Below are 23,683 nucleotides of genomic sequence, written 5' to 3' on the forward strand. Positions count from 1 at the left end.
CTCAATGCAGGCCCGTCAGGTTGTGTCAGCCCGGTGACGACCAGCAGCGTGATGACGGCGCCATTGTGCGGCAGCACTCCGGAAGAACCGTGCGCACTTCGCCGTTTCAAGGTTCAATCGCCCCATGGACCTCCAACTCACCGACCAACACGTTCTCATCACCGGCGGCAGCAAGGGCATCGGCCTGGCCTGCGCGGTGGGCTTCCTGCGCGAAGGCGCGCGCGTGAGCCTGGTGTCACGCGACCTGGCCCACCTGCAACGCGGCGAGCGCGAACTGGTCGCGCAGTTCAGCGAGGCCGGCGGCCATGTGGCGCTGCATGCGGCGGACCTGCGGCAATCGGCCAGCGCGATCGCTGCGCTGGATGCGGCGGAGCTGAACTTCGGCCCGGTCGATGTGCTTGTCAACTCGGCCGGCGCCGCCAAGCGCACGGCACCCGAGGACCTGGACGCGACGGCCTGGCACGAAGCCATGGACGCCAAGTACTTCACCTACATCCACATGCTCGACCCGGTGATCAAGCGCATGGGCCAGCGCGGTCGCGGCGCCATCGTCAACGTGATCGGCGCCGGCGGCAAGGTCGCCAGCCCGATCCACATGGCCGGCGGCGCGGCCAATGCGGCCCTGATGCTGGTGAGCGCGGGCATGGCCGCCGCCTATGCAGCCAAGGGCGTGCGCGTGAATGCGGTGAACCCCGGCCTCACGCTCACCGCGCGGCTGCAGGAAGGGCTCATCGCCGACGCCAAGGTGCAAGGCATCGGCACCGAGGAGGCGTTGCAACGGGCGACCGCACGCCTGCCGCTGGGCCGCATCGCCACGCCCGAGGAGATCGCGAATGCGGTGGTGTTCCTCGCGTCGCCGAGGGCCAGCTACATCACCGGTGCAGTGCTCGCGATGGATGGCGCCGTGACGCCGATGATCTGAGCCTGGCCCGACGATGTTTTCCCACGTCTTCGTCAGCGTCGGCGACTTCGAACGCGCCCTCACTTTCCACAGTGCGGTCATGCAAAGCCTCGGCGTGGCGCTTCGCTTCTGCGAGCGCGACAAGCCCTGGGCCGGTTGGCACAGCACGGGCGGCGCGCGGCCCCTGTTCGTGATCTGCCAACCCTTCGACGGCCAGCCACACGATCCTGGCAACGGGCAGATGGTGGCCTTCGCGGCGCCGGACCGGGCCACCGTGCGCGCCGCGCACCGCACGGCTCTGGCGCATGGCGGCACCTGCGAGGGGCCACCCGGCCTGCGCCCGCACTATCACGCGAACTACTACGGTGCGTACTTTCGCGATCCGGACGGCAACAAGTTCTGCGTCGCGTGTCACGCGCCCGAGGGCGACGGCACCTGATGCGGCTTTGCCGCATGCGCCGGGTCGGTGGGCGGTCGGTGGATCTGCTCGGGCTCCTCTGCCAGCCCCACACTTGCGTCCGAGGGTTCTTGCTCCTCGGCCTCCACCGGCGCCAGCATCGTGCCGCGGCAGTTCGGCGCGCCACAGTGGCAGGGATAGTCTTCCGGCGACGACCCATCGTCGGCCGTGAGGCAGTAGTCGATGAACAGTTCTTCTCCTGCATCGACCGGCTGCAGCGTCTGGAACTTGAGGATCAGCTTGCCCGCATCGTCGTATTCCTCCACCGCCTCGCAGTTCGGCTCGCACGAATGGTTGAGGTGCCGTGTCGCATTGCCGCCCTTGGCCCCGTCGATGGTCTCCTGGTTGGAGAGCGTGAACAGGTAGGTAAGCTGGTCGTTCCATTCCTTCGCCGCGATCTGCTTGGGCGTGTAGCGCCGACCTTCGTAGAGGCCGAGCAGCGCGAAGGCCGGCAAGGGTCGGGTGGCAAAGGCGCCGAGGCCATGCACGCCGCTCGGCGAGACGCGGATCAAGGGGGTGGCGGAGGGGTCGTGCTTGGACATGGGCATGGTTCGCGGAACACGCAAGTTTCGCGCACATCGCCCCGCTCACGAAAATGAACCAATGGGCTACTTGCCCCTCGACACCCGCCACACCGCGTTGCCCACGTCATCGGCCACCAGCAGCGCACCCGACTTGTCGAGCGCCACGCCGACCGGCCGTCCCATCGCCTTCTCGTCCGCATCGAGGAAGCCGACCAGGAAGTCCTTCGGCGGACCGCTCGGCTGCCCGCCGATGAAGGGCACGTACACCACCTTGTAGCCCGACTTGGGCTTGCGGTTCCACGAGCCGTGCTCGCCGATGAAGGCCCCATTGGCGAACTCGGCCGGCATCCGCTTGTCCGAGAACACCAGGCCCAACGGCGCGACGTGGGTTCCGAGCGCGAAGTCCGGCGCGATCGCCTTGGCCACGAGATCGGGCCGCTGCGGTTGCACCCGCACGTCGACGATGCCGCCCCAATAGCTCCAGGGCCAGCCATAGAACGCGCCGTCCTTCACCGAGGTGAGGTAGTCCGGCACCAGGTCGCTGCCGATCTCGTCGCGCTCGTTGACCACCGTCCACAGCACCTTGGTCTCCGGCTCGAAGCGCATGCCGTTCGGGTTGCGCAGGCCGCTCGCGAACAGGCGCTTGGTCCCGGTCTTCGTGTCGACCTCCCAGATCGCGGCGCGGCCCTCCTCGGCGGGCAGGCCGTTCTCGCCGATGTTGCTGTTCGAGCCCACGCTCACGTAGAGCTTGCTGCCGTCCTCGTTGGCGACGACGTTCTTGGTCCAGTGGTGGTTGATGCCTGCGGGCAGGTCGGTGACCTTCACCGGCGCAGCGCTCGCGGTGGTCTGGCCCTCGGTGTACGGGACTTTCACCAGCGCGTCGGCATTGGCGATGAACAGTTCGTTGCCCACCAGCGCCATGCCGAAGGGCGACATCAGCCCTTGCAGGAACACCGTGCGCACTTCCGCGACGCCGTCCCCATCCGCATCGCGCAGCAGGGTGATGCGGTTGGCGCTCGACACTTCGGCGCCGGCGCGTTTCATGATGATCGACGCCGCCTTCCCCTTGATGCGGTCGAAGATGCCGTCGCCACCATCCTTCGCGCCTTCCGGCTTGGGCGGCTTGTTGCTCTCGGCCACCAGCACGTCGCCATTGGGCAGCGTGTAGACCCAGCGCGGATGGTCAAGGTTGCGTGCCAGCGCCGCCACCTTGAAGCCCGGCTGTGCCGCTGCCGGGCCCTGTGTGTCGGTCCAGCCGGTGGCGGCGGCGACGTTGACGGTCGGGAACATCGTCTTGTTTGGCGGCGGCAATTCCGGCCGCGTGCCGACCCCGGCCTCGAAGGGCAGCCTCGCGGTCTCGCCGCAGCCGGCCAGCAGCAAGGCGGCAAGGCAAGCGGCAAGGGGCAAGGTGGTTCGGTATCGGGCCATGCGGTAACTCCAAAGATGACGTGATCGGCAAGTGCTGAACTGTGCGGCAGGCCTGCCCGAGGGGCTGTCGGCTGCGGGCGCATTCTGGCGTGGTCGCGCCCCCAAACGGCCTGGCCGCTCTGGGAGGCCTTGAACAAGTCCCGTCAAGCGCCTCGACTCGGAGCCTCCCTTACCATCGCCCCCATGACCGACGACCTGTTCCGCACCGACGCCTACCTGCGCGACTGCGAGGCGCGCATCCTGCGCATCGATGAATCCGGCATCGTGCTGGACCGCACCGTGTTCTATCCGCTCGGCGGCGGGCAGGCCGGCGACGCCGGCATCCTGGCCCTGGCCGATGGCCGCGTGCTCGCCATCGCCGACACGCGCAAGGCGAAGGACGCGGACGGCAAGCCGACCGACGAGATCGTCCATGTGCCCGCGCCAGACCAGGCCGAACTGCTGGCCGCCCTCAAGCCGGGCGACCCGGTCACCGCAAGCATCGACTGGGAACGCCGCCACAAGCTGATGCGCTTCCACACCTCGACGCACCTGCTGTGCCATCTGATCCCGTGGCCGGTCAACGGCTGCTCGATCACCCCCGAGTACGCACGCCTCGACTTCCACATGACCGACCCGCTCGACAAGGACGCGCTGAGCGCCGGCCTCGCGCGACTGGTCGGCGCGGCGCATCCGCTGGTGGTCGGCGCCATCACCGACGAGGAACTCGACGCCAACCCGGCCCTGGTCAAGAGCATGAGCGTGCAGCCGCCGCGCGGCACCGGCACCGTGCGCACCATCCGCATCGGCGGCGAGGAGCAGATCGACTTCCAGCCCTGCGGCGGCACGCACGTTGCGAACACCGCCGAGATCGGCGGCGTCGTCGTCACCAAGATCGAGAAGAAAAGCGCCAGCAGCCGCCGCGTCGTACTGGGCTGGGCCTGATGACCTGTCTTCGCCATGTCGCCAATGCGCGCTGTGCCTTCGGTCGCGAATCGACCGTTGCTGGCCGGCGGCACACAGCCGCTCGCCGGAACTTGCACGCCCGCCCCGGCTCCCATTGAGCGCATGACCATTCCCCGCCTCTCCCTCGCCGCGCTCCTGGCAGCGTTCTTCGCCGCCATCACGCCGGCTGCAGCCCAGTTGGCGCCGAAGGTCGGCTCGGTGGTCACCACGCCCCATGTCCGGGCCGAGTTGGTCGCGCAGGCGCCCGAAGGCGTCGCACCCGGCGCACCGGTGCGCCTGGGCCTGCTGATCACGCACCAGCCCGAATGGCACACCTATTGGAAGAACGCCGGCGATTCCGGCCTGCCGACCGAACTGGCCTTCACGCTGCCGGCCGGCCTGAGCGCCGGCGACATCGGCTGGCCGGTGCCGAAGAAGATCCCCGTCGGCACGCTGGCCAACTATGGCTATGAAGGCACCGTCCTGCTGCCGGTGCCGGTCACTGTTGCACCGGACTTCAAGCCACCCACCTCCCTGACCGGCACGGCCGCTGCCTATATCAAGCTCAAGGCCTCCTGGCTGGTGTGCCGCAAGGAGTGCATTCCCGAAGACGGCGAGTTCGCGCTGTCCCTGCCGGTGCAGGGCTCGACCGCACTGCACAAGGCCGAGTTCGATGCCGCCCAGGCGGCCGAGCCGGTGGCGCTCGCCAAGCCCGGCGCCGTCGAGGTGAGCGGCAACACGCTGAGGATCCGAATCGACGGACTGCCCGCCGCCGCGCACGGCAAGACGCTGGAGTTCTTCCCCGAAACCACGGACGTGATCCACACTGCCGCCGTCTCCGGGAAGGACTGGACGCAAGCCTGGCAGGGCGACACCTGGACCGCGACCGTCCCGCTGGCCGACCAGCGCAGCGCCAGCCCCACCGACATGCCGATGGTCGTGGCGCTCGCCGAGAAAGACAGGCGAGCCGGCCAGCCCGTCGCCTGGCGCGCCGACGCGCCTGTGTCGGGCACCTGGCCCACCCGGGCGCCGCGCGCCGAGGTGTCGCCCGCCCTGCAAGCCGCACTCAATGCCAACACAGCCAGCGCACCGGCCTCGTCGCCGGTCGCCCCCTTCCAGCAGGCTTCGGCCAGCTTCTGGATGGCGCTGGCCGGCGCGCTGCTCGGCGGCCTGCTGCTCAACCTCATGCCCTGCGTCTTCCCGGTGCTGGCCATCAAGGTGCTGGGCTTCGCCCGCCAGGCCGGCGACCGCGGCGCGCACCGCCGGGCCGGGCTGGCCTACACGGGCGGCGTCATGGTGTCGATGCTGGCGCTGGGCGCCGTGATGCTGGCCCTGCGCGCGGCCGGCTCCCAACTCGGCTGGGGCTTCCAGCTCCAGTCGCCCGCCGTGGTGGCGGCGCTGGCCGCGCTGTTCACCGTGATCGGGCTCAACCTCGCCGGCGTGTTCGAGTTCGGCAGCATGGCGCCGTCGCGGGTCCGGTCGGCCGAGGCGAAGCATCCGGTGCTCAACGACTTCCTTTCCGGCGTGCTGGCCGTGGTGATCGCATCGCCTTGCAGCGCGCCCTTCATGGGTGCGTCGCTCGGCCTGGCGATCGCCTTGCCGGCCGCGCAGGCACTGCTGCTGTTCGCGGCGCTGGGGCTGGGGCTCGCCTTGCCCTACCTGCTGGCGGCCTTCGTGCCGGCCGTCGCGCGGCTGCTGCCCAAGCCCGGCCGGTGGATGCAGACGCTGCGCCGGTTGCTCGCCTTTCCGATGTTCGCGACCGTTGCCTGGCTGGTCTGGGTGCTGGGCCAGCAGAGCGGCATCGACGGTGCCGGCGCCCTGCTCGCCCTGCTGGTGTGCCTGGCATCCGTGGTCTGGGCATTCACGCTGCGGGGCCGCACCCGCGCCATCGTGGCCACGCTCCTGGTGGCGATCAGCGCCCTGCTGACCGGCGCCATCGGCCACAACGTGCTCCAGGTCGTGGAACCGGCGCCCTTGGTTTGGGCGGCGCCCTCCGGGGAACCTGCCCGCTGGCAACCGTGGTCGAGCGAACGCGTCAGCGAACTGCACGGCGGCGGTCGCCCGGTGTTCATCGACTTCACTGCCGCCTGGTGCGTCACCTGCCAGTACAACAAGCGCACGCTGGCCGATGCCGATCTGCTGGCGGAATTCGACGCCCGCAAGGTGGCGCTGCTGCGCGCCGACTGGACCCGGCGCGACCCGGCCATCACTGCCGCTCTCGCTGCCCTGGGTCGCAACGGCGTGCCGGTGTACGTGCTGCAGGCACCCGGCAAGGCGCCCGTGGTGCTGACCGAAATTCTCGGCAAGGACGAGGTGCGGGCGGCCTTGGCGGCGTTGTAGACACGGGATCGGCAAGTCAAGCCGCGCCTATTCACCCCGTTGGTCTACGGGTTGTCACATCCACATGAGAAAAACGTCCTAAGCTGCGGCCGTTGTTCACTTTTGATTGAGGGACCTGCAGACGATGTCATCCCTTCCAGACTCCATTTCCACACGCTCCGCCAATGCGGCCCGGCGCGCCCGGGCGGCCCTGGACCGTGCTTCCCGCCGCGCCATCATGGCGGCCGCCGTGGCCCTCGGCGCCACCCTCCTGATGGGCACGGGCGCCCACGCGGCCCCCTCCATCGGCCAGCCGGCACCGGACTTCGTTGCGGTCGATACCGCCGGCAAGCAGCATCGGCTCTCGGACTTCGCCGGCAAGTACGTCGTGCTGGAATGGACCAACCCCGGCTGCCCCTTCGTCCGCAAGCACTACGGCAGCGGCAACATGCCGGCCACGCAGAAATCGGCGACGGCCAAGGGCGCTGTCTGGCTCTCCGTCAACTCGACCGAGCGCGCCTCCAGCGACTACCTGAAACCCACCGCGCTCGACAAGTGGATGAAGGACCAGGACGCCGCGCCCACCGCAGTGCTGATGGACGAGGACGGGGTGATCGGCCAAGCCTACGGCGCTCGCACCACGCCGCACGTGTTCATCATCGACCCCAAGGGCGTGCTCGTGTATGCAGGCGGCATCGACAGCATCGCCTCGTCGCGCCCGGACGATATTGCGCGCGCCACCAACTACGTGAACCAGGCGCTGGCCGAGGCCTACGGCGGAAAGCCGATCTCGGCCGCGGCGACGCGCGCCTATGGCTGCTCCGTGAAGTACAAGGCCTGACCCCCTCCAACGCGGGTCGCGCCCCGGCGGCGACAATGGGGGCATGCCCTTCGCCCCCCTGCAAAACGACACCTTCCTGCGCGCCTGCTGGCGTCAGGCCACCGATCACACCCCCGTCTGGCTCATGCGCCAGGCCGGACGCTACCTGCCGGAATACCTGGCCACGCGCGCCAAGGCGGGCAGCTTCATGGGGCTGGCCACCAACGTCGGCTACGCCACCGAGGTCACGCTGCAGCCGCTGGAGCGCTTTCCGCTCGACGCCGCCATCCTGTTCTCCGACATCCTGACCGTGCCGGACGCGATGGGCCTCGGCCTCTCCTTCGAGGCTGGCGAGGGCCCGCGCTTCGCACGCCCGGTGCGCGACGAGGCGGCCATTTCAGCGCTCCAGGCGCCGGACCTGGACAAGCTCCGCTACGTGTTCGACGCCGTCACCTCGATCCGCCGCGCGCTGAACGGGCGCGTGCCCCTCATCGGCTTTTCCGGCAGCCCGTGGACGCTGGCCTGCTACATGGTCGAAGGGGCAGGCTCCAGCGACTACCGCCTTGTCAAGACGCTGATGTACAGCCGTCCGGACCTGATGCACAAGCTGCTCGCGGTGAATGCCGATGCGGTCGCGGCCTACCTCAATGCGCAGATCGATGCCGGCGCGCAGGCCGTGATGGTCTTCGACAGTTGGGGCGGGGTGCTGGCCGACGGTGCCTTCCAGGAATTCAGCCTGGCCTACACGGCGCGCGTGCTGGCCGGCCTGAAGCGCAATGGCGCCGATGGCCAACCCGTGCCCCGCATCGTCTTCACCAAGGGCGGCGGCCTGTGGCTTGACGCCATGCGCGGGCTCGACTGCGAAGTGCTGGGCCTGGACTGGACCGTGAACCTGGGCCGCGCACGCGCATTGGTCGGTGAAGGCGGCGCAGGCGCGAAAGCGCTGCAAGGCAACATCGATCCGAACGTGCTGTTCGCGCCGCCGGCCCGCATCGAAGAAGCGGTGGCCAAGGTGCTGCAGGATTTCGGCGCGCCGCACACCGATCGCAGCATCGCAGGGCCGACGCACATCTTCAATCTCGGCCACGGCATCAGCCAATTCACGCCGCCGGAGCATGTCGCGGCACTGGTGGCCGCGGTTCAGGCGCAATCGCGTGCGGCGCGGGCGGTGAGCAACCACTAATTGTGAACCAATGTAACGGTGCCGTGTGCAATATTTGCGTTTGTCAAGCCACTTTCGGCGGCAGTGACAGACTTATGCACAAAAGATGTATCGCGGCACGCGCGAACGTCACTCCGATGTGGCACCTTGCTACCAAAGCGATAGCACGCGTAACTCGTTGATTTATATAGAGTTTGCGTTTTGCTTTTTTTACAGGCATTCCAGTGAAAGCCTTGATTTGCGTGGGTTTGGAGGGTGTCGGGCAGGGATATCAACAAAGTTATCCACATAAACTTTGGACACTGTGCAAAGCGCAAGAAAATCAACGACTTAACTCGTTTTGCTCCAAGCTTCTTTAAGAGCGCCCATGCCGGGCACGCTGCCATGACGACAGACTCGGGCGATGCCGGAACTGGGGTTTCTCCCGCGCCGGACTCGCATATTTGCAACACTTTGCAACACTTTTGGGTGCTGGACGTGGCCGTCCAGACCCCCGCGCACAGTGCGCTTGGAAACCTTTTGTCTTACGCAAGCACCGTGCCGATGCCGCCCGGCACTTTGGTGCGGGTGCCGCTGGGGCGCCGGGAAGTGCTGGGCGTGGTCTGGGCGTGCGAGGAGCGATCGGGCGATGAAGGCACGCGCGAGCTCAAGGCGGTGGCCGGCGCGCTGGACGCCCTGTCTCCGCTGGCCGAGGGCTGGCGCGACCTGGTGGCGTTCGCGGCGCGCTACTACCAGCGCTCGCTCGGCGAAGTCGCGCTGGCGGCGCTACCGCCGCAACTGCGCGATCTCACGAGCCAGCAACTCGCACGACGGCTGAAACGCCGGGCGACATCGGCGTCCACCCCGGTCGATGCGGGCTTGTCCTCTCAGGATTCCCCTCGGGGGGCGGGCCAGGCGCAGTCCGGCCCTGGGAGCCCGGACCTTGCCGCCGAAACGGATGTCGCCCATGCGGTCGAGCCCAGTGCGGAACAAGCCGCCGCCCTGGCCCGCTTCGAGGCGGAAACGGGCCCCTTCCTGCTGTTCGGCAGCACCGGCAGCGGCAAGACCGAGGTCTACCTGCGCGCCGTGGCCGCCCTGCTGGCGCGCGACCATGCGGCCCAGGCGCTGATCATGGTGCCCGAGATCAACCTCACGCCCCAACTCGAGGCGCGCGTGCGCGATCGCTTCGAGGCACGCTTCGGCGCCGGTGCCGTGGTGTCGCTGCACAGCGGCATGACCAACCCGCAGCGCCTCGCCAGTTGGCTGGCGGCGCACGCCGGACAGGCGCGCATCGTGCTGGGCACGCGCATGGCGGTGTTCGCCTCGATGCCGTCGCTGAAGTTGATCGTGGTCGACGAGGAGCACGACCCGAGCTACAAGCAGCAGGAAGGCGCCCGCTATTCGGCACGCGACCTGGCCGTGTGGCGTGGCCAGCGCGAAGGCGCCAAGGTGATCCTGGGCTCGGCCACACCGTCGCTGGAAACCTGGCACCACAGCCGCCCCGCCGACGGCGAGGATCCCGGCGGACGCTACGTGCGGCTGGCCATGCCCGGCCGCATCGGCGATGGCGCGCTGCCCACGGTGCGCGGCGTCGACATGAACCTGCAGCCGCCGAAGACGGTGCTGTCGGGCGCCTTGCTCGACGCCATCGGCCAGCGCATCGCGCGCGGCGAGCAGAGCATGGTGTTCCTCAATCGCCGCGGCTATGCGCCAGTGCTCGCCTGCGCCGATTGCGGCTGGAAGAGCGAATGCCCGCACTGCAGCGCCTACCGCGTGTTCCACAAGATCGACCGCACGCTGCGCTGCCACCACTGCGGCTTCACCGAGCGCGTGCCGCGCGCGTGCCCGGCCTGCGGCAACCCTGACATCGCGCCGGTCGGCCGCGGCACCGAGCGGCTGGAGGAGCATCTGGGCGAGTTGTTCGCGCCGGTCAAGCGGTCCGACGGCAGCCCCGTGCGCATCGCGCGCATCGACGCCGACAGCACGCGCAAGCAAGGCGCGCTCGCGCAGCAACTGGCCGAGGTGCACAGCGGCGAGGTGGATGTGCTGGTCGGCACACAGATGATCGCCAAGGGGCACGATTTCCGCCGCGTCACGCTGGTGGCGGCGGTCAACCCGGACGGTGCGCTGTTCTCCAGCGACTTCCGGGCGCCGGAGCGGCTGTTCAGCCTGTTGATGCAGTCGGCCGGACGCGCCGGACGCGATGCCAACTACCTCGCCACCCAAGGCAGCACGGCCGAGATGTGGATCCAGACGCACCACGGCAGCCATCCGCTGTTCCAGGCGCTGAAGCGGCACGACTACCCGGCCTTCGCGAAGCAGCAACTCGATGAGCGGCGTGTCGCCGGCATGCCACCCTTCGCGTTCCAGGCCCTGGTACGGGCCGATGCGCGCACGCAGGAGACCGCGCAGGACTTCCTGCACGCGGCCAATGCGGCGGCGGACGCGCTACCCCACGCGGCGCAGGTGATGCGATATCCCGCCGTGCCGCTCGCGATCCAGCGTGTGGCGAACGTCGAGCGGGCGCAGATGCTGGTCGAAAGCGCCTCGCGCGTGGCGCTGCAGCGCTTCCTGGCCGACTGGCAACCGCTGCTGCACGCCCTGCGCCGGGAGCCGGTCGGCAAGGGCGTGATCCGATGGCTGGTTGACGTGGACCCTCACGCCATTTGATCCATCAGCAAGGATTGACCTTGAACTCGACGCGACGGTCGAGGGCGTCGACCGCGTTGTCGGTGCCGCTGCCGACGATGTTCTCGCGGAAGCCCTTGCCGTCCGGCTTGGTGCGGTCGGCGAGGACCTGCGACTTGCCGATCAGTTGGTCGCGGATGAAGCTGCCGCGCTGCATCGAGAGCGTGTCGTTGAATTCCTGCGAGCCGGTGCGGCTGGTGTGGCCGACCACGGTCATGCAGACCTTGGCGTCGGTGGCCTTGGTCGCGAGCTGGTTCAGCCACATGCCGTACTGGCCGCTCACTGCCGGGTCGGGCCAGAACACCGTGCTGCCGGGGGTGAACAGGAATTTCACGCCCAGTTGCTTGTTGTCGATGCCGTAGGTCACGACCTTGCCGAAGGCGGCTTCGGCTTCCGGCATGCGGTTGAGCTTGACCAGCGACAGGTAGACGCCGGTCAGCACGCGCAATTGGTCACCGGCGGGCAACGCGGCGGCGGCGCTGTACTGGGCCAGGGCGTCGGCATAGCGGCCGGTGGCATAGGCCTCGGTGGCCTTGTTGATGGCGGGCGCCACCACGACGTGCTCCATGTAGTACGGGTCTGCCTTCTGGCCGGGGGCCGTCGACGTGGTGCGGACGTAGCCATCCACCACCTTGTCCTTGGCCAACACCGGGCTGTCCTGGTCCGTCGCCAGCGGCGTGCCGTCGAGGCCATCGTCGCGTGCGATGGCGGTGGCCTGCGCCGCGACCTTGCCGTTGCGCAGCTCCGTCAGCGCCAGCTTGATCTGCACCGGCGTACCGGGCTTGCCAACGGTGCGGGCGACGGTGCCGGTCAGCAGGTAGGTGGCCCTGGAAAGATTCAGACCCTCGAAGGGGATCACTTCCACCGTGTCCTTCGAGGCGCCCAGGCGCTCGATGACGCGCTTCTGCATGAGCTGCGTGGTCTCGGTCCGCGCGCCGCTCACGATGTCGATCATCGGGTCGATCATCACGGTGGTCCTGGGTTCGAGCTTGGACAGGAAGCTCGGCAGCGTGTGCGTCTGCGCCACCAGTGCGTCGGTCGCCTGCGCGATGGCCTGGTCGAAGGGCTGCACGGCGCTGGAGGTGCTGGCCTTCGGCGCGGCGCAGCCGGCGAGGGCCAGCGACAGCAGCACCGCCGAGGATGAGAGCGCGACCTGTTGGAAGCGCAAGGTGGATGGGGTTGAGGTCTTGATTGTGGTTGTGGTTGTGGTCATCGATGACATTCCCTTTTTAGAAAAGCGGTATCGCCGGCATTGAGCGGGCCGAGCGAAGCGGATTGAATGATTTCGGTGCAGCGCGCGCGATTGGCGGCGCTCCTGGCGGGTGCGGCCTGCGCGAGGTGCTCCGGCCGGGTGGGCGGGGCTGGCGCCTCGGCATGGGACGGCGTCGTGGGCGTGGTTTCGACGCGAGGCGATGTGGCGGGGGCGGCCGCCACAACGGGCGGTTTGACGTGGCTGTCACCGCTCGCGGGCGGGGTCGGTGCTGGCGCGGTCGGATGCTTCAAGGCAACGGTGGTGGACGGTGCGCTGTCGGGCGAAGTCTTTGCTGCCGTTGCCGGTGGCGCCGATGCGGATGCGGTTGCTTGTGCGTGGCCCGCGCTGGACGCCGCAGGCGGCGCTGCTGCCTGGCTGCGTGCCGACGCAGGCGCAGGCGTTGCAGGTGCGGAAGCCGTGACCGATGCGGGGGCGTGTGATGTTGGCGCTGCCGTCGGCGCTGCCGGGGTCCGGGTCGCCTGCGACACAACTGCGGGCGTCGGTACCGGCGGAACTGTGGCCGTCGGCGCGGATGTGGCCGTCGATGCGGGCGCGGGGGCGGGGGCGGATGCGGGGGCGGATGCGGATGCGCTCTTCGTGGTGGTGGAGGGCTGGAGCCTCGACACCATCGGCGGCGGGGTGGTCGAGCCCAGTCGATAGCCGATGGCGGCCAGCACCAGCACGAAGGACATGCCCAGCAACACGTGCAGCGGCATCCTGGAACGGGCCGGCTTCTCGCGCGCCCAGCTCGGCAGCGTGGTGGCAGCGGCGGCGCCGGTGTCCACGGCCACGATGGCGCCGAGGGGGGCTGTCTCTGGCTCAGGCGCGGCTTCGGGCATGGCGCCCGCCCCCAGTTCGAATTCCGATACCGGCATCGGGGCGGACGCCGGTGCCGGTGCTGGCAACGACGCTTGTGCGATCGCCGGCGTGGCGGTGTTCGCCAGGGCGGGCTCGGGCGCCAGCGCGGCATCGCCTGCACCGGCCGGCGGCGTCGCGGGACGTGGCGACGACTCATCCGCGAACTCGAAGGTCGGCGCGAACTCCGCGGCCAGAGGCGCCACACCTGCCATCGCCGGCAACTCCGGCGATTCCTGGGCGGGGTACGAGGCAAAGTCGAAGGTGGGCTCGGTCCGCCCATCGGTGCCGGATTGCGCCACCTGGAACCGCGCCTCGCGCGGCGCCTCCACAGGTCCGTTGCCGACCGCCTCGCCATCCAGCTTGAGCAGGAAATCGGCCACGCTCTTCGGCCGGTCCGCGGGGCGGACGGCGAGCGCGCTGTCGATGGCGGCGATCAGGGCCGGGCTGAACCGGCCCCTGGCCACCTCGGAGAGCGGCTTCAGCCGATCGTCCTTGACGCGGTCCACCGCGGGCTGCGGCGGCTTGCCGGTGACGGCGGCATAGGCCACCGCCGCCAATGCGTACAGGTCGGTCCACGGGCCCTGCTTGAGCGACGGATCTTCCGCGTACTGCTCGATCGGCGAGAAGCCCGGCTTGACTACCGCGCTGAGGTCGTTGGTGAGGTTGCCGATCACGCGCCGCGCGGCGCCGAAATCGAGCAGCATCGGGCCGTCGTCGGTCAGCAGGATGTCGTCGGGCGCGACATCGCGGTGAAAGCAGTTGACCGCATGCATCGCGGCCAGCCCGTCGAGCAGCGGGCGCAGCAGGCGCCGCAGTTCCTCTTCGTCAGGCGAGCGGCCCAGCGCGGCCAGTTCGTCCGCGAGCGTCGGTCCCTGGCAGTAGGGCATGGCCATGTAGGCCGTGCCGTTGGCTTCCCAGAAGCGCAGGACCTTGACCAGCGCCGGATGATTGAAGCGCGCCAGCAGCCGTGCTTCGTTGATGAAGCTGCGCAGGCCGACGCCGAAGGCCTCACGCGTTCGATGCGAGCGCGGCGTGACATAGGGCGACAGGGGCGCCCGGACACCGAGGCTCGCGGGCAGGTACTCCTTGATGGCGACATGCCGCTCGAGCAGGTTGTCGAAGGCGAGGTAGACGATGCCGAAGCCGCCCCGGCCGATCACGCCGATGACTTCATAGCCGGCGAGTCGCGTGCCCTCGCGCAGCCCGGAGTCATCGCCTGGCGGCTTGGCCTGGGAATGGGTGCTGGTGCCCACGGCGGCAACGGCAGCGTCCGTGACAGCGCCGACGCCCGTCTCGACGGCACCCTCATCGTCCTTCGTGCTCATCGCGTCGATGGGCACGGTGTGCTGATGCACCAGGTTCGGGGTCTTCATGACCCCGCCCGTCGATGACTCGCGCACTCCCTGCTCTTCCGAGCGAACTTCCGCCGCTTGCATGTAGCTCCCTGTTGGTCGAGGGACTCTAGCAGTGAGCACTAACGAAAGTATTCGCTCTTTGTCACGCTTGCAGGCTGAATGTGCAGGCCGGGCACACGACCTTCGGCCGATGCGTGAACTTTGCCTGTCCTCTAGACGGCGGGCGTGCGGAAGCAGATGATGCGGCCCATGCCTGCTGCTCAATTCCGCCGGATGGTTGTGCTTTTGTGCTTCGCGCTGATGCCGTGGGCTGCCCATGCGCAGGATGCGGCCTCATTGAAGAGCAAGCACGGCTCGCTCAGCGCACAACTCGCCAACAATCCGTTCAAGCGGCCGCTGGTGCTGGAGTCCTCGGAAAGCTCGAACCGCCTGGCCGGCGACATCTACGCGGTGATCGACCATTCGTTCGCCGAGGTGAAGCAAACCCTGCAACTGCCGGCGAGTTGGTGCGATGTGCTGATGCTGCACCTCAACACGAAGTACTGCGCCGTTGCGAAGGCGGGCGCGGACACTTCCCTGTCGGTCGCGCTGGGACGGAAGTTCGACCAGCCGCTGGCGGATGCGCAACGTGTGAAGTTCGTGTGGCAGCCGGTGGTGGCGGGCGATGACTACCTCAATGTGGGGCTGGCAGCCGCCGAGGGGCCGCTGTCGACGCGGGACTACAAGATCGTGCTGGAGTCCGTGCCGCTGGAGGGTAACAAGAGCTTCATCCACCTGTCCTACTCGTATGCCTACGGCACAGCCGCGCGTCTGGCCATGCAGGCTTACCTGAGCACTATCGGCAGCGACAAGTCGGGCTTCACCGTCACCGGCAAGGACGACAAGGGCGCCCCCAAGTACATCGGCGGGGTGCGGGGTGTCGTGGAGCGCAACACCATGCGCTACTACCTGGCGATCGACGCGTTCCTTGACGCGCCGGCCTCGGCGCAACTCGACGCGCGGCTGGGTGCGTGGTTCGATGCGACCGAGCGTTATGCGCTGCAGTTGCACGAAACCGAGCGCAATGATTACCTGACCATGAAGCGCAACGAATACCAGCGCATGAAGACCGGAGGGTCTTGACGGCTCTCGGCTTGCTGGTCCCCGTTCAAGGGACCGCGACTGGCTCCTTTGTCATGTGCACATACTGAAGCGATTGGTCGCCACGGCGGCGGCGTGACGACGGCCATGCCAAAAGTAATACGACCGGGACGGCAAGCACCAACGCCCAACCGGCGCGCAGGGCACCTTCATACCAGAGCAAGCCTGTACCGGCTGCCAAGGCGAGGCCGAAGAGCCAGCGAAGAAGCGTAGCCATATGTTTCTCCAAGGAGCATTCAATCCATTCTGGCAGTCGACCTGAGAACTTAGGTACTCGCCAAATGGACGATGTTGGACTATTGCAGCAAGCAAGGGGCAGGCCTGTAGGAAATTTTCTGAAACATCGATTGACGCAGGCCTACCGCTCAGCAAGCTGTCAGTATGCATGCATCTCATTGGCTCAAAATCCGGCGGAAATGCACTTGAAACTGCGCTATCACATCGTCGTCGCCCTCGCCGTCGGGGCAACAAGCGTCGCCTCCGTGGCGGCGGAGATCGAACTCGAGGGCAGCCGCCTGATCGTGTCGGGGATGCTGGACGGCAGCGCCTTGCCGGAATTCGTCATGCACGTCAACAACAGCCGGATCCGCACGGTGATGTTCGACAACTCGATCGGCGGCAGCGCGGAAGTCGCGGAAGCCTACGCCCAGGCCATTCGCAGCAAGGGCCTGTCGACCGAGGCGCGCGGCCAGTGCCAGGCGGCCTGCGCCTATGCCTTCCTCGCCGGCAAGGAGCATCGATTCGGGCGCGGCGGGCAGGTCAATGCCCTGCTGATCCCGTTGCCGCGCAAGCCGACGCAGGCCGAGTTGGCGACTGGCGGCTGGCGCAGCGACGAGGCGCGGCACGCGGCGCCGCCCGCGCCTGCACCCGCGGCCGAATCGGTGAACGTCGCATCGGCCGCTTCCGCGAGCGCGAGCAGCGACGCCCCTGCCTCCGATGCCGGCCCGGCGCCCAAGGAAGCCTGGATGCCGGGCAAGGGCATCCTGTTCACCTCGTCACCGACCTTTTTCGGGCGGGTCTACAACACCTACTACTGCGACGGCAACCAGGGAGCGGACCTGTCGCGCTGCGAGCGGATGTCGGATGCCGACCCGTACAAGCTTGGCGTGCTGACGCAATAGGCGTCGTTCATTTCGCCGCCGCGGCTGCCGGGTGCAGCCAGCCCACCGCCACTGGAAAACTGAAGAAGGCCGCCACGGTCGTCCACAGGATGATGCGTGCGATGCGGCCGTTGTCGGCGCCGAAACGCTCGGCCAGCATCGATACATTGCTTGCACTTGGCAACGCGGCCAGGAGCACCAGCGCGACCATCGACGGTTCGGACAGCGGCAATCCGGCCGCCATGGCCAGGCGCGCCATGCCGAGCATCAGCAGCGGGTGGAAGAACAGCTTGGCGACCACGACCGGCAGCACGACATGCACCGCGTCGGCGCGCCGCCGACCGCGCGCCAGCAGCGCCGAGCGCGCCAGCACCGTGCCGATGGTGAAGAGCGCCACGGGTGATGCGGCATCGGCCAGCATCGCCACCGTGCGGTCGAGCGGGCTTGGCAGCCGGTACGACAGCGTTGAGGCCAGCGCACCCAGCAGGATCGACCAGGGCATCGGGTTCAGCAGGATGCCGCGCAGCGCCTGGCGCAGGGCCCGGGCCACGCCGGGTCGCCCCGCCGCGCCGCCGTCGCCCGCGTCCAGTCGCGACAGCGCGATGCACAGCGACGAGGTGATCACCATGTCGAAGGTCAGCGTGATGATCACCGGCCCCGCCGACGCGGCGCCCAATATCGCGCTCAGCAAGGGCATGCCCATGAAGCCGGTGTTCGGGAAGGCCGCGACCAGCGCGCCGAAGGAGGCGTCGTTCCAGCCCATGCGGCGGCGGCTCGCCATCACCACTGCGGCCACGGTCAGCAGGCTGCACAGGCCCCAGACCAAGGCGACGCTCGCGTCGAGCAGCTGGCCGATCGGCGTGCCCGCACCGAAGCGGTACAGCATGCAGGGCAGCGCGAAGTACAGCACGAAGATGTTGAGCCCCGGAATCGCCGCCAGCGGAAGCACGCCGCGCCGGCCGGCCGCATAGCCGGCCGCGATCAGCGCGAAGAAGGGAAAAGTGACGAGGAAGACGTCGAACACGGCGGCGATTGTCGCTGCCGCCGCAAGTGGGAACGCTACAGCTGCAGGGAGAGCAAGGAGGCCAGGTGCTCCATCGCCTTCTCGTGCAGCGGCCGGTCGCGCCAGGCTTCCAGCGTGATGCGCCTGGACTGCTTCAGGTCGGCTTCGAACTGCACCGTTTGCGCGGCGGCGAAATCGGCGTCGTAGATGTTGAGGTTGGCCTCGTCGTTGAGGCGGAACGAGCGGTTGTCAAAGTTGGTGGAACCGACCGACACCAGCAGCCCGTCGACCGTGAACACCTTGCAATGGAACATGGTCGGCTGGTATTCGCTGATCTGCGCGCCGGCTTCCAGCAACGGCCCCCAGCCGGCGCGCGAGGCGCCGCGCACGGTCTGCGAATCCATGATCGGCCCGGGTGTGATGATGCGCAGGCGCACGCCGCGCTTCATCGCCTCGACCAGCGCCGCGGTGGTGAGATCGTCGGGCACGAAGTAGGCGCTCGACAGGTCGATGGTCTTCGTCGCCGCGGCGATCGACAGCAGGTACATCAGGTGCATGCTCTCGCTGCCGCCCGAGGGCGAGCTGCTGAACACCTGCGCCCGGCCGCCGCCCACCGGAGTCAACGCGGGGAAGTAGCGCTCGCCATGCAGCACCTCGCCCGAGGCCTTGATCCAGTTGTCCATGAACACGGCTTGCATCTGGGCCACCACCGGACCTTCGGCCCTGAAGTGCGAGTCGCGCCAGTGCTCGGCGTCCTGGCCGTTGCCCGTCCATTCGGGCGCGATGCCGACGCCGCCGGTGAAGCCGACGCGGCCGTCCACCACCAGCAGCTTGCGGTGCGTGCGGTTGTTCATACGCGCCATGTCGTACCAGCTCGGCTTGTGGAATTTCTGGATCTGCACGCCCGCAGCTTCCATCTCCTTGAGGAAGTTCTCGTCGATCTTGGCGCTGCCGACCCAGTCGAGCAGCACATGCACCTTCACGCCGGCCTTGGCGCGCTCGGTCAGCGCGTCGGCGAAGGCGCGGCCGATGTCGCCGGACCAGTAGATGTAGGTTTCGAAGGTGATGCTCTGTCTGGCGCCGCGGATGGCGGCGAGCATCGGCGGGAAGATCCTGTCGCCGTTGTAGTAGGCCTCGAAGCGGTTGCCCTCGAGGATCGGCGGGCCGAGCAGCACGCCGAGGGCGCGCTGGTATTGGGCGTCCTGCAGCGCGTATTCGCGGTGCACCTGCTCCTCGAGCTTCTTCTCGCCGCTCATGAAGTTGAGGACGAGCAGCGTGGCCGCGAGCGTCAGCAGGAAGGTCCAGACGATTGTTTTTGTTTGTTGTCTCACAGCGGAAAAACCTAGCACAACATGTAACCGGACGTTGTAGTCCAGCCCAGTATCATTGCGCGCTTTCCCGTCTGGTTACCCTCTCCCCCATGTCTTCCGGTCTCAATCCTGCCCAGCAGGAAGCCGTCAACTATGTCAGCGGCCCTTGTCTCGTTCTTGCAGGCGCGGGCTCGGGCAAGACGCGCGTGATCACGATGAAGATCGGCCGGCTGATCCAGGCCGGGCTGGAACCCAAGCGCATCGCCGCCATCACCTTCACCAACAAGGCCGCCGCCGAGATGCGCGAGCGGGCCAAGCACCTGATCGGGCGGGACGCCAAGAATGTGATGGTCTGCACCTTCCACGCGCTGGGCGTGCGGATGATGCGTGAGGACGGTGGCGTGCTCGGCCTGAAGCCGGCCTTCAGCATCCTCGATGCCGACGACGTCACCAAGATCCTGAAGGACGCGGGTGGCACCACCGACGCGGCCACGGCCCGCATCTGGCAGTGGACCATCAGCAAGTGGAAGAACATGGGCCTGAACTCGGCGCAGGCCGAGGCCGAGGCGGCAGACGACAACGAGCGCGTGATCGCGCGGATCATGGCGCGCTACGAGGAGCGGCTGGTCGCCTATCAGAGCGTCGACTTCGACGACCTCATCGGCATGCCGCTCAAGCTGCTGAAGGACTTCCCCGAAGTGCGCGCCAAGTGGCAGGCGGCGCTGGGCCATGTGCTGGTCGACGAATACCAGGACACCAACGCCACCCAGTACGAGGTGCTGAAGGCGCTGGTCGGCGAGCGCGGCCGCTTCACGGCAGTGGGCGACGACGACCAGTCGATCTACGGCTGGCGCGGCGCGACGCTGGACAACCTGAAGAAGCTGCCGGTCGACTTCCCGAACCTCAAGGTCATCAAGCTCGAGCAGAACTACCGCAGCACCAGTGCGATCCTGCGAGCGGCCAACAACGTGATCGGGCCGAACCCCAAGCTGTTCCCGAAGACGCTGTTCAGCGAGTTGGGCGAAGGCGAACCGGTGCGCATCGTCGATGCCGACAGCGAGGCGCACGAGGCCGAGCGCGCGGTGGCCCGCATCCAAGGCCTGCGCGAGACCTCGCAGCACAAGGAATTCCGCGACTTCGCGATCCTCTACCGCGCCAACCACCAGGCGCGCGTGTTCGAGCAGGCGCTGCGCAAGGCGCAGATTCCGTACAAGGTCTCGGGCGGGCAGAGCTTCTTCGACCGCGCGGAGATCAAGGACCTCTGCGGCTGGTTCCGCCTTTGGGTGAACCAGGACGACGACCCGGCCTTCCTGCGCGCCGTGACCACGCCCAAGCGCGGCATCGGCCACCAGACGCTGCAGAGCCTGGGCGTGTTCGCCTCGCAGTACAAGCTCAGCCTGTTCGAGGCGCTGTTCAGCTCCTCGTTGCCCAGCGTGATGCCCAAGCGCGCATTGGAAGGCCTGCACGAGTTCGGCCGCTACATCAACGAGCTCGAGTACAAGGCCCGACAGACGCACGGCGCCGAGGACTCGCGCGCCTTCATGATGGAGTGGCTGAAAGAGATCGACTACGAGAAGCATCTCTACGACGGCGAGGACAGCGAGCAGGCCGCGGCCGCGCGCTGGACCAACGTGATGGAGTTCGTCGACTGGATGACGCAGCGTGCCGGCGGCACGATCGACGACACCAGTGGCGCGATGGAAGTGAGCGAGCGCAAGAGCCTGCTCGAGGTGGCGAAGACGATCTCGCTGCTGTCCACCATCAGCGAGCGCGAGCAGGACCAGAACGTGGTGACGCTGTCGACGCTGCACGCGTCCAAGGGCCTGGAATGGCCGCATGTGATGCTGATTGGCGTGACCGAGGGCCTGCTGCCCTTCAAGCTCGACGACGACAACGGCCGGCAGGAGAAGGTCAGCGACGACATCCTCACGCGCCTGCAGGAGGAACGCCGCCTCATGTACGTGGGCATCACGCGCGCGCAGCGCAGCCTGGCGGTGAGCTGGACCAAGAAGCGCAAGAAGGGCCGCGAAATGGTGCAGGCCATCCCCAGCCGCTTCATCGCAGAGATGGGGCTGGACAAGACCACCGCCAAGGAAGACCCGCGCGAGAAGCTCAAGGCGCTGCGGGCCGAATTTGCCAAGCGGGCGGCGGACGGTGCGGCGGCCGCTGCCGCAGCGGCGGCCGCCGCGCCATGAGCGGCATGCGTTGCGTGCCCTGGCTGGCGATCCTCGCGGTCGCCTGCGTCGGCTGCACGGGTCCCGCAGCGCAGGTGGGCGCGCCACGGCCCTCGGCCCCCATGCCCGCCGAGTGCCCGCCCGACACGCAATCGCTGCCCCTTGAAGCCCTGTTCGGCCGCTGGGAGTTGCGCATCGACGGCCAGCCCGGCACGGCCATCGTCGACATGGCGCGCCATCCTGATTACGCCGGCGTGCGCGGCACCGTCACGCGCGAAGGCAGCACGGCGCCTTCCCAGATCGCCGGTGACATCGACGACGAAGGCCTCCTGAGCATCGACCAGTCGGACGATGGCCACAGCATCAACGCGGTCTGGTCCGGCAGCATGCAACCCGGTTCCTGTGGGAAAGTCTTCGAAGGGACGTGGCGCAAGGCCGCCGACGAGCGTGGCACACCCTTCGTGCTGCGCAAGCTTTCATCCGCGCGTGGCAACACGACGCCTTCGACTCGACAATGAACAGACCTCTACTGGCCCTGCCCGCGATGTTCGCGGCGCTGGGCCTCAGCACCATTCCCCATGCGCAGGCCGCGGAACCACCCCCCAGCCCGCTGTCCGAATCCCAACTGACTTGGCAGGCCTGCCAGCGCCTGAGCAGCAACAACGAGGCGCGCCTGGCGTGCTTCGATCGCTGGGCCCAGCAGCAGACCCTCCCGGCAGCGGCCGTGCCTGCCGCGCCACCCGTGCTCGCGACCACGCCACCCGCGCCGGTCGATGCCAGCGTGCCGGCCACGCGCGTCGTCAGCGTGGCCACCGAAGAAGGCTGCCGCGACCGCCAGTACTCCACGCTGTCGCGCTTCTGGGAGCTGGAAAAGGGCTCCGACTGCGGCACCTTCACCTTCCGCGGCTACCGGCCGCTGGACGTGTCCTTCGCCATCGCCGACGGCAAGCCCAAGATCCCCACGTCGCCCGCCGAGGGTCACACCGGCACCTACATCCCCTACCAGGCGCAGGAGATGCGCATCGGCCTGTCGGTGCGGACCAAGCTGGCCCAGGGACTGCTCACTGGCAACGACCCTGAGAAGAAGGACTCGCTCTGGTTCGCCTACTCGCAGCAGTCGACCTGGCAGGTGTTCAATTCCGACATCTCGCGCCCCTTCCGCACCACCGACCACGAGCCCGAGATGATGTACGTCTACCCCACCGACGTGGCCTTGCCCGGCGGCTGGCGCTGGCGCTACGCCGGACTGGGCCTGGCGCACAACTCGAACGGCCAGAGCCTGCCCTATTCGCGCAGCTGGAACCGCTACTACCTGATGGCCGGCGTGGAACTGGACAACCGCTTCACCGTCACCGGCCGCATCTGGAAGCGCATCAACGAGAGCGTCGCCACCGACGACAACCCCGACATCGAGGACTACATCGGTCGCGCCGAACTCACCGGCACCTGGAACATCAACCGCGACAACATGGTGGCCGCGACGGTGCGCAACAACCTGCGCAGCGACGGCAAGGGCTCGATCCGGCTGGAGTGGTTCAAGGTGATCGGCGACCCGGCCAAGAGCAACCTGCGCTTCCATACGCAGCTGTTCCATGGGTATGGGGATACGCTGGTGGACTACAACCGCAAGCGCACTGTATTGAGCGTCGGGTTGAGCCTCGTCGATTTCTAGGCTCGCGGGGGTCGACGGGGCCGCCATTCGGTCTACCCCCGACGGGGGTTGCTACGCACTTCGGCAAGTTGCAAAGCGCGAGGTCGTCCACTAATGTGAAACGAGCCAGTCGAGGGGAGGCCACGCTCTGCGCGGCGCACTGCCAGCAATCACCCTGTCAAGGAGGATTCCCCATGCCCCTGTTTCTCATCGAGCGCAACTTCGCCGAGCAGATCGAGCTCAATGTCGACGGTGTCAACGCAATCACCCAGATCAACGGCGAGGAAGGCGTGAACTGGCTGTTCTCTTTCCTGAGCGCCGACAAGCGCAAGTCCTATTGCCTCTACGAGGCGACCAACCCGGAAGCGATCCGCGAGGCGGCGCGGCGCGCGAACGTGCCGGCCGACGTGATCATCGAGGTCTCGCAATTCAACCCGGAGCGGATGCTCGCGGCCGCGGCCTGACAGTTCTCACGTCGGCGTGGTATTGCCATCTCGACTTGTGCTCCCGTCGGGGGCGGGTGGGGGTGTTGCCCGGCCCCCGGGGCCCTGGTAGTCAGGTCGACGGGCGCCGCTGGTCAGGACTGACTATTTCGCCGGGTTGGGGTGCTGCGTACAACGGCAGCGTGGTTCAGCGTT

Annotated in this window: 19 protein-coding genes; 13 read left to right on the forward strand and 6 right to left on the reverse strand. The window is 67.9% G+C overall.

Features of this window, described 5'->3' with window-relative positions:
* The first annotated feature begins 124 nt into the window (after window positions 1–124).
* On the forward strand, window positions 125–922 hold the full coding sequence (locus tag WKW79_RS28685; RefSeq protein ID WP_340338640.1) for an SDR family oxidoreductase: 798 nt from the start codon (window positions 125–127) through the stop codon (window positions 920–922).
* A gap of 13 nt (window positions 923–935) precedes the next feature.
* Window positions 936–1,340: a VOC family protein gene (locus WKW79_RS28690; RefSeq protein WP_340338641.1), complete on the forward strand. Its 405-nt coding sequence runs from the start codon at window positions 936–938 to the stop codon at window positions 1,338–1,340.
* On the opposite strand, the gene WKW79_RS28695 is transcribed toward WKW79_RS28690, so the two are convergent.
* Window positions 1,313–1,900, reverse strand: a complete 588-nt coding sequence (locus tag WKW79_RS28695; protein WP_340338642.1) for an SET domain-containing protein — start codon at window positions 1,898–1,900, stop codon at window positions 1,313–1,315. The genes WKW79_RS28690 and WKW79_RS28695 overlap by 28 nt on opposite strands.
* 66 nt (window positions 1,901–1,966) lie before the next feature.
* A complete protein-coding gene (locus tag WKW79_RS28700) occupies window positions 1,967–3,310 on the reverse strand; it encodes a PQQ-dependent sugar dehydrogenase (protein ID WP_340338643.1) in 1,344 nt (447 codons plus the stop codon).
* Between the two features lie 183 nt (window positions 3,311–3,493).
* Between WKW79_RS28700 and WKW79_RS28705 the strand changes: the two genes are divergently transcribed.
* The 5 genes from WKW79_RS28705 (at window position 3,494) to priA (ending at window position 11,184) form a co-directional block, all read left to right on the forward strand.
* Window positions 3,494–4,234 (forward strand): alanyl-tRNA editing protein, encoded by a 741-nt coding sequence (locus WKW79_RS28705; protein WP_340338644.1) that lies wholly within the window; start codon window positions 3,494–3,496, stop codon window positions 4,232–4,234.
* A gap of 123 nt (window positions 4,235–4,357) precedes the next feature.
* Window positions 4,358–6,574, forward strand: coding sequence for a protein-disulfide reductase DsbD family protein (locus tag WKW79_RS28710; RefSeq protein WP_340338645.1), 2,217 nt, complete (start codon window positions 4,358–4,360; stop codon window positions 6,572–6,574).
* A 124-nt stretch (window positions 6,575–6,698) separates the two neighbouring features.
* Entirely contained in the window at window positions 6,699–7,394 is a 696-nt protein-coding gene (locus WKW79_RS28715) for a redoxin domain-containing protein (protein WP_340338646.1), read from the forward strand.
* A gap of 43 nt (window positions 7,395–7,437) precedes the next feature.
* Window positions 7,438–8,556 (forward strand): uroporphyrinogen decarboxylase, encoded by a 1,119-nt coding sequence (gene hemE, locus WKW79_RS28720; protein WP_340338647.1) that lies wholly within the window; start codon window positions 7,438–7,440, stop codon window positions 8,554–8,556.
* A gap of 498 nt (window positions 8,557–9,054) precedes the next feature.
* Window positions 9,055–11,184 (forward strand): replication restart helicase PriA, encoded by a 2,130-nt coding sequence (priA, locus tag WKW79_RS28725; protein ID WP_479694198.1) that lies wholly within the window; start codon window positions 9,055–9,057, stop codon window positions 11,182–11,184.
* 4 nt (window positions 11,185–11,188) lie between these two features.
* Here the strand turns inward: priA and WKW79_RS28730 are convergent, their stop codons facing one another.
* Both WKW79_RS28730 and WKW79_RS28735 read right to left on the reverse strand, forming a co-directional pair.
* The gene (locus WKW79_RS28730) at window positions 11,189–12,415 is read right to left on the reverse strand and encodes an OmpA family protein (protein WP_340338649.1); all 1,227 of its coding nucleotides are present in this window, start codon (window positions 12,413–12,415) and stop codon (window positions 11,189–11,191) included.
* Window positions 12,412–14,685, reverse strand: a complete 2,274-nt coding sequence (locus tag WKW79_RS28735; RefSeq protein ID WP_340338650.1) for a serine/threonine-protein kinase — start codon at window positions 14,683–14,685, stop codon at window positions 12,412–12,414. The genes WKW79_RS28730 and WKW79_RS28735 overlap by 4 nt, the downstream gene beginning before the upstream one ends.
* 231 nt (window positions 14,686–14,916) lie before the next feature.
* Between WKW79_RS28735 and WKW79_RS28740 the strand changes: the two genes are divergently transcribed.
* Window positions 14,917–15,789 carry a hypothetical protein gene (locus WKW79_RS28740; protein WP_340338651.1) on the forward strand — a complete coding sequence of 291 codons (873 nt, stop codon included), beginning with the start codon at window positions 14,917–14,919 and terminating at the stop codon, window positions 15,787–15,789.
* Window positions 15,790–16,229: 440 nt separating this feature from the next.
* A complete protein-coding gene (locus WKW79_RS28745) occupies window positions 16,230–16,928 on the forward strand; it encodes a hypothetical protein (protein WP_340338652.1) in 699 nt (232 codons plus the stop codon).
* A 7-nt stretch (window positions 16,929–16,935) separates the two neighbouring features.
* Here the strand turns inward: WKW79_RS28745 and WKW79_RS28750 are convergent, their stop codons facing one another.
* Both WKW79_RS28750 and WKW79_RS28755 read right to left on the reverse strand, forming a co-directional pair.
* Window positions 16,936–17,931 (reverse strand): AEC family transporter, encoded by a 996-nt coding sequence (locus WKW79_RS28750; protein WP_340338653.1) that lies wholly within the window; start codon window positions 17,929–17,931, stop codon window positions 16,936–16,938.
* A gap of 35 nt (window positions 17,932–17,966) precedes the next feature.
* Window positions 17,967–19,241: a phospholipase D-like domain-containing protein gene (locus WKW79_RS28755; protein WP_340338654.1), complete on the reverse strand. Its 1,275-nt coding sequence runs from the start codon at window positions 19,239–19,241 to the stop codon at window positions 17,967–17,969.
* Between the two features lie 89 nt (window positions 19,242–19,330).
* Here WKW79_RS28755 and WKW79_RS28760 point away from each other — a divergent pair, with 89 nt between their 5' ends.
* The 4 genes from WKW79_RS28760 (at window position 19,331) to WKW79_RS28775 (ending at window position 23,509) form a co-directional block, all read left to right on the forward strand.
* Window positions 19,331–21,415, forward strand: a complete 2,085-nt coding sequence (locus WKW79_RS28760; protein WP_340338655.1) for an ATP-dependent helicase — start codon at window positions 19,331–19,333, stop codon at window positions 21,413–21,415.
* The gene (locus WKW79_RS28765; RefSeq protein WP_340338656.1) at window positions 21,412–21,912 is read left to right on the forward strand and encodes a hypothetical protein; all 501 of its coding nucleotides are present in this window, start codon (window positions 21,412–21,414) and stop codon (window positions 21,910–21,912) included. Before WKW79_RS28760 ends, WKW79_RS28765 begins: the two co-directional genes overlap by 4 nt.
* A complete protein-coding gene (locus WKW79_RS28770) occupies window positions 21,909–23,066 on the forward strand; it encodes a phospholipase A (RefSeq protein ID WP_340338657.1) in 1,158 nt (385 codons plus the stop codon). Before WKW79_RS28765 ends, WKW79_RS28770 begins: the two co-directional genes overlap by 4 nt.
* A gap of 173 nt (window positions 23,067–23,239) precedes the next feature.
* Window positions 23,240–23,509, forward strand: a complete 270-nt coding sequence (locus WKW79_RS28775; RefSeq protein ID WP_340338658.1) for a DUF4242 domain-containing protein — start codon at window positions 23,240–23,242, stop codon at window positions 23,507–23,509.
* Window positions 23,510–23,683 lie beyond the last annotated feature (174 nt).

The sequence above is a fragment of the Variovorax robiniae genome (genome assembly GCF_037889955.1).
In the GTDB taxonomy this organism is placed as follows: domain Bacteria; phylum Pseudomonadota; class Gammaproteobacteria; order Burkholderiales; family Burkholderiaceae_C; genus Variovorax; species Variovorax robiniae.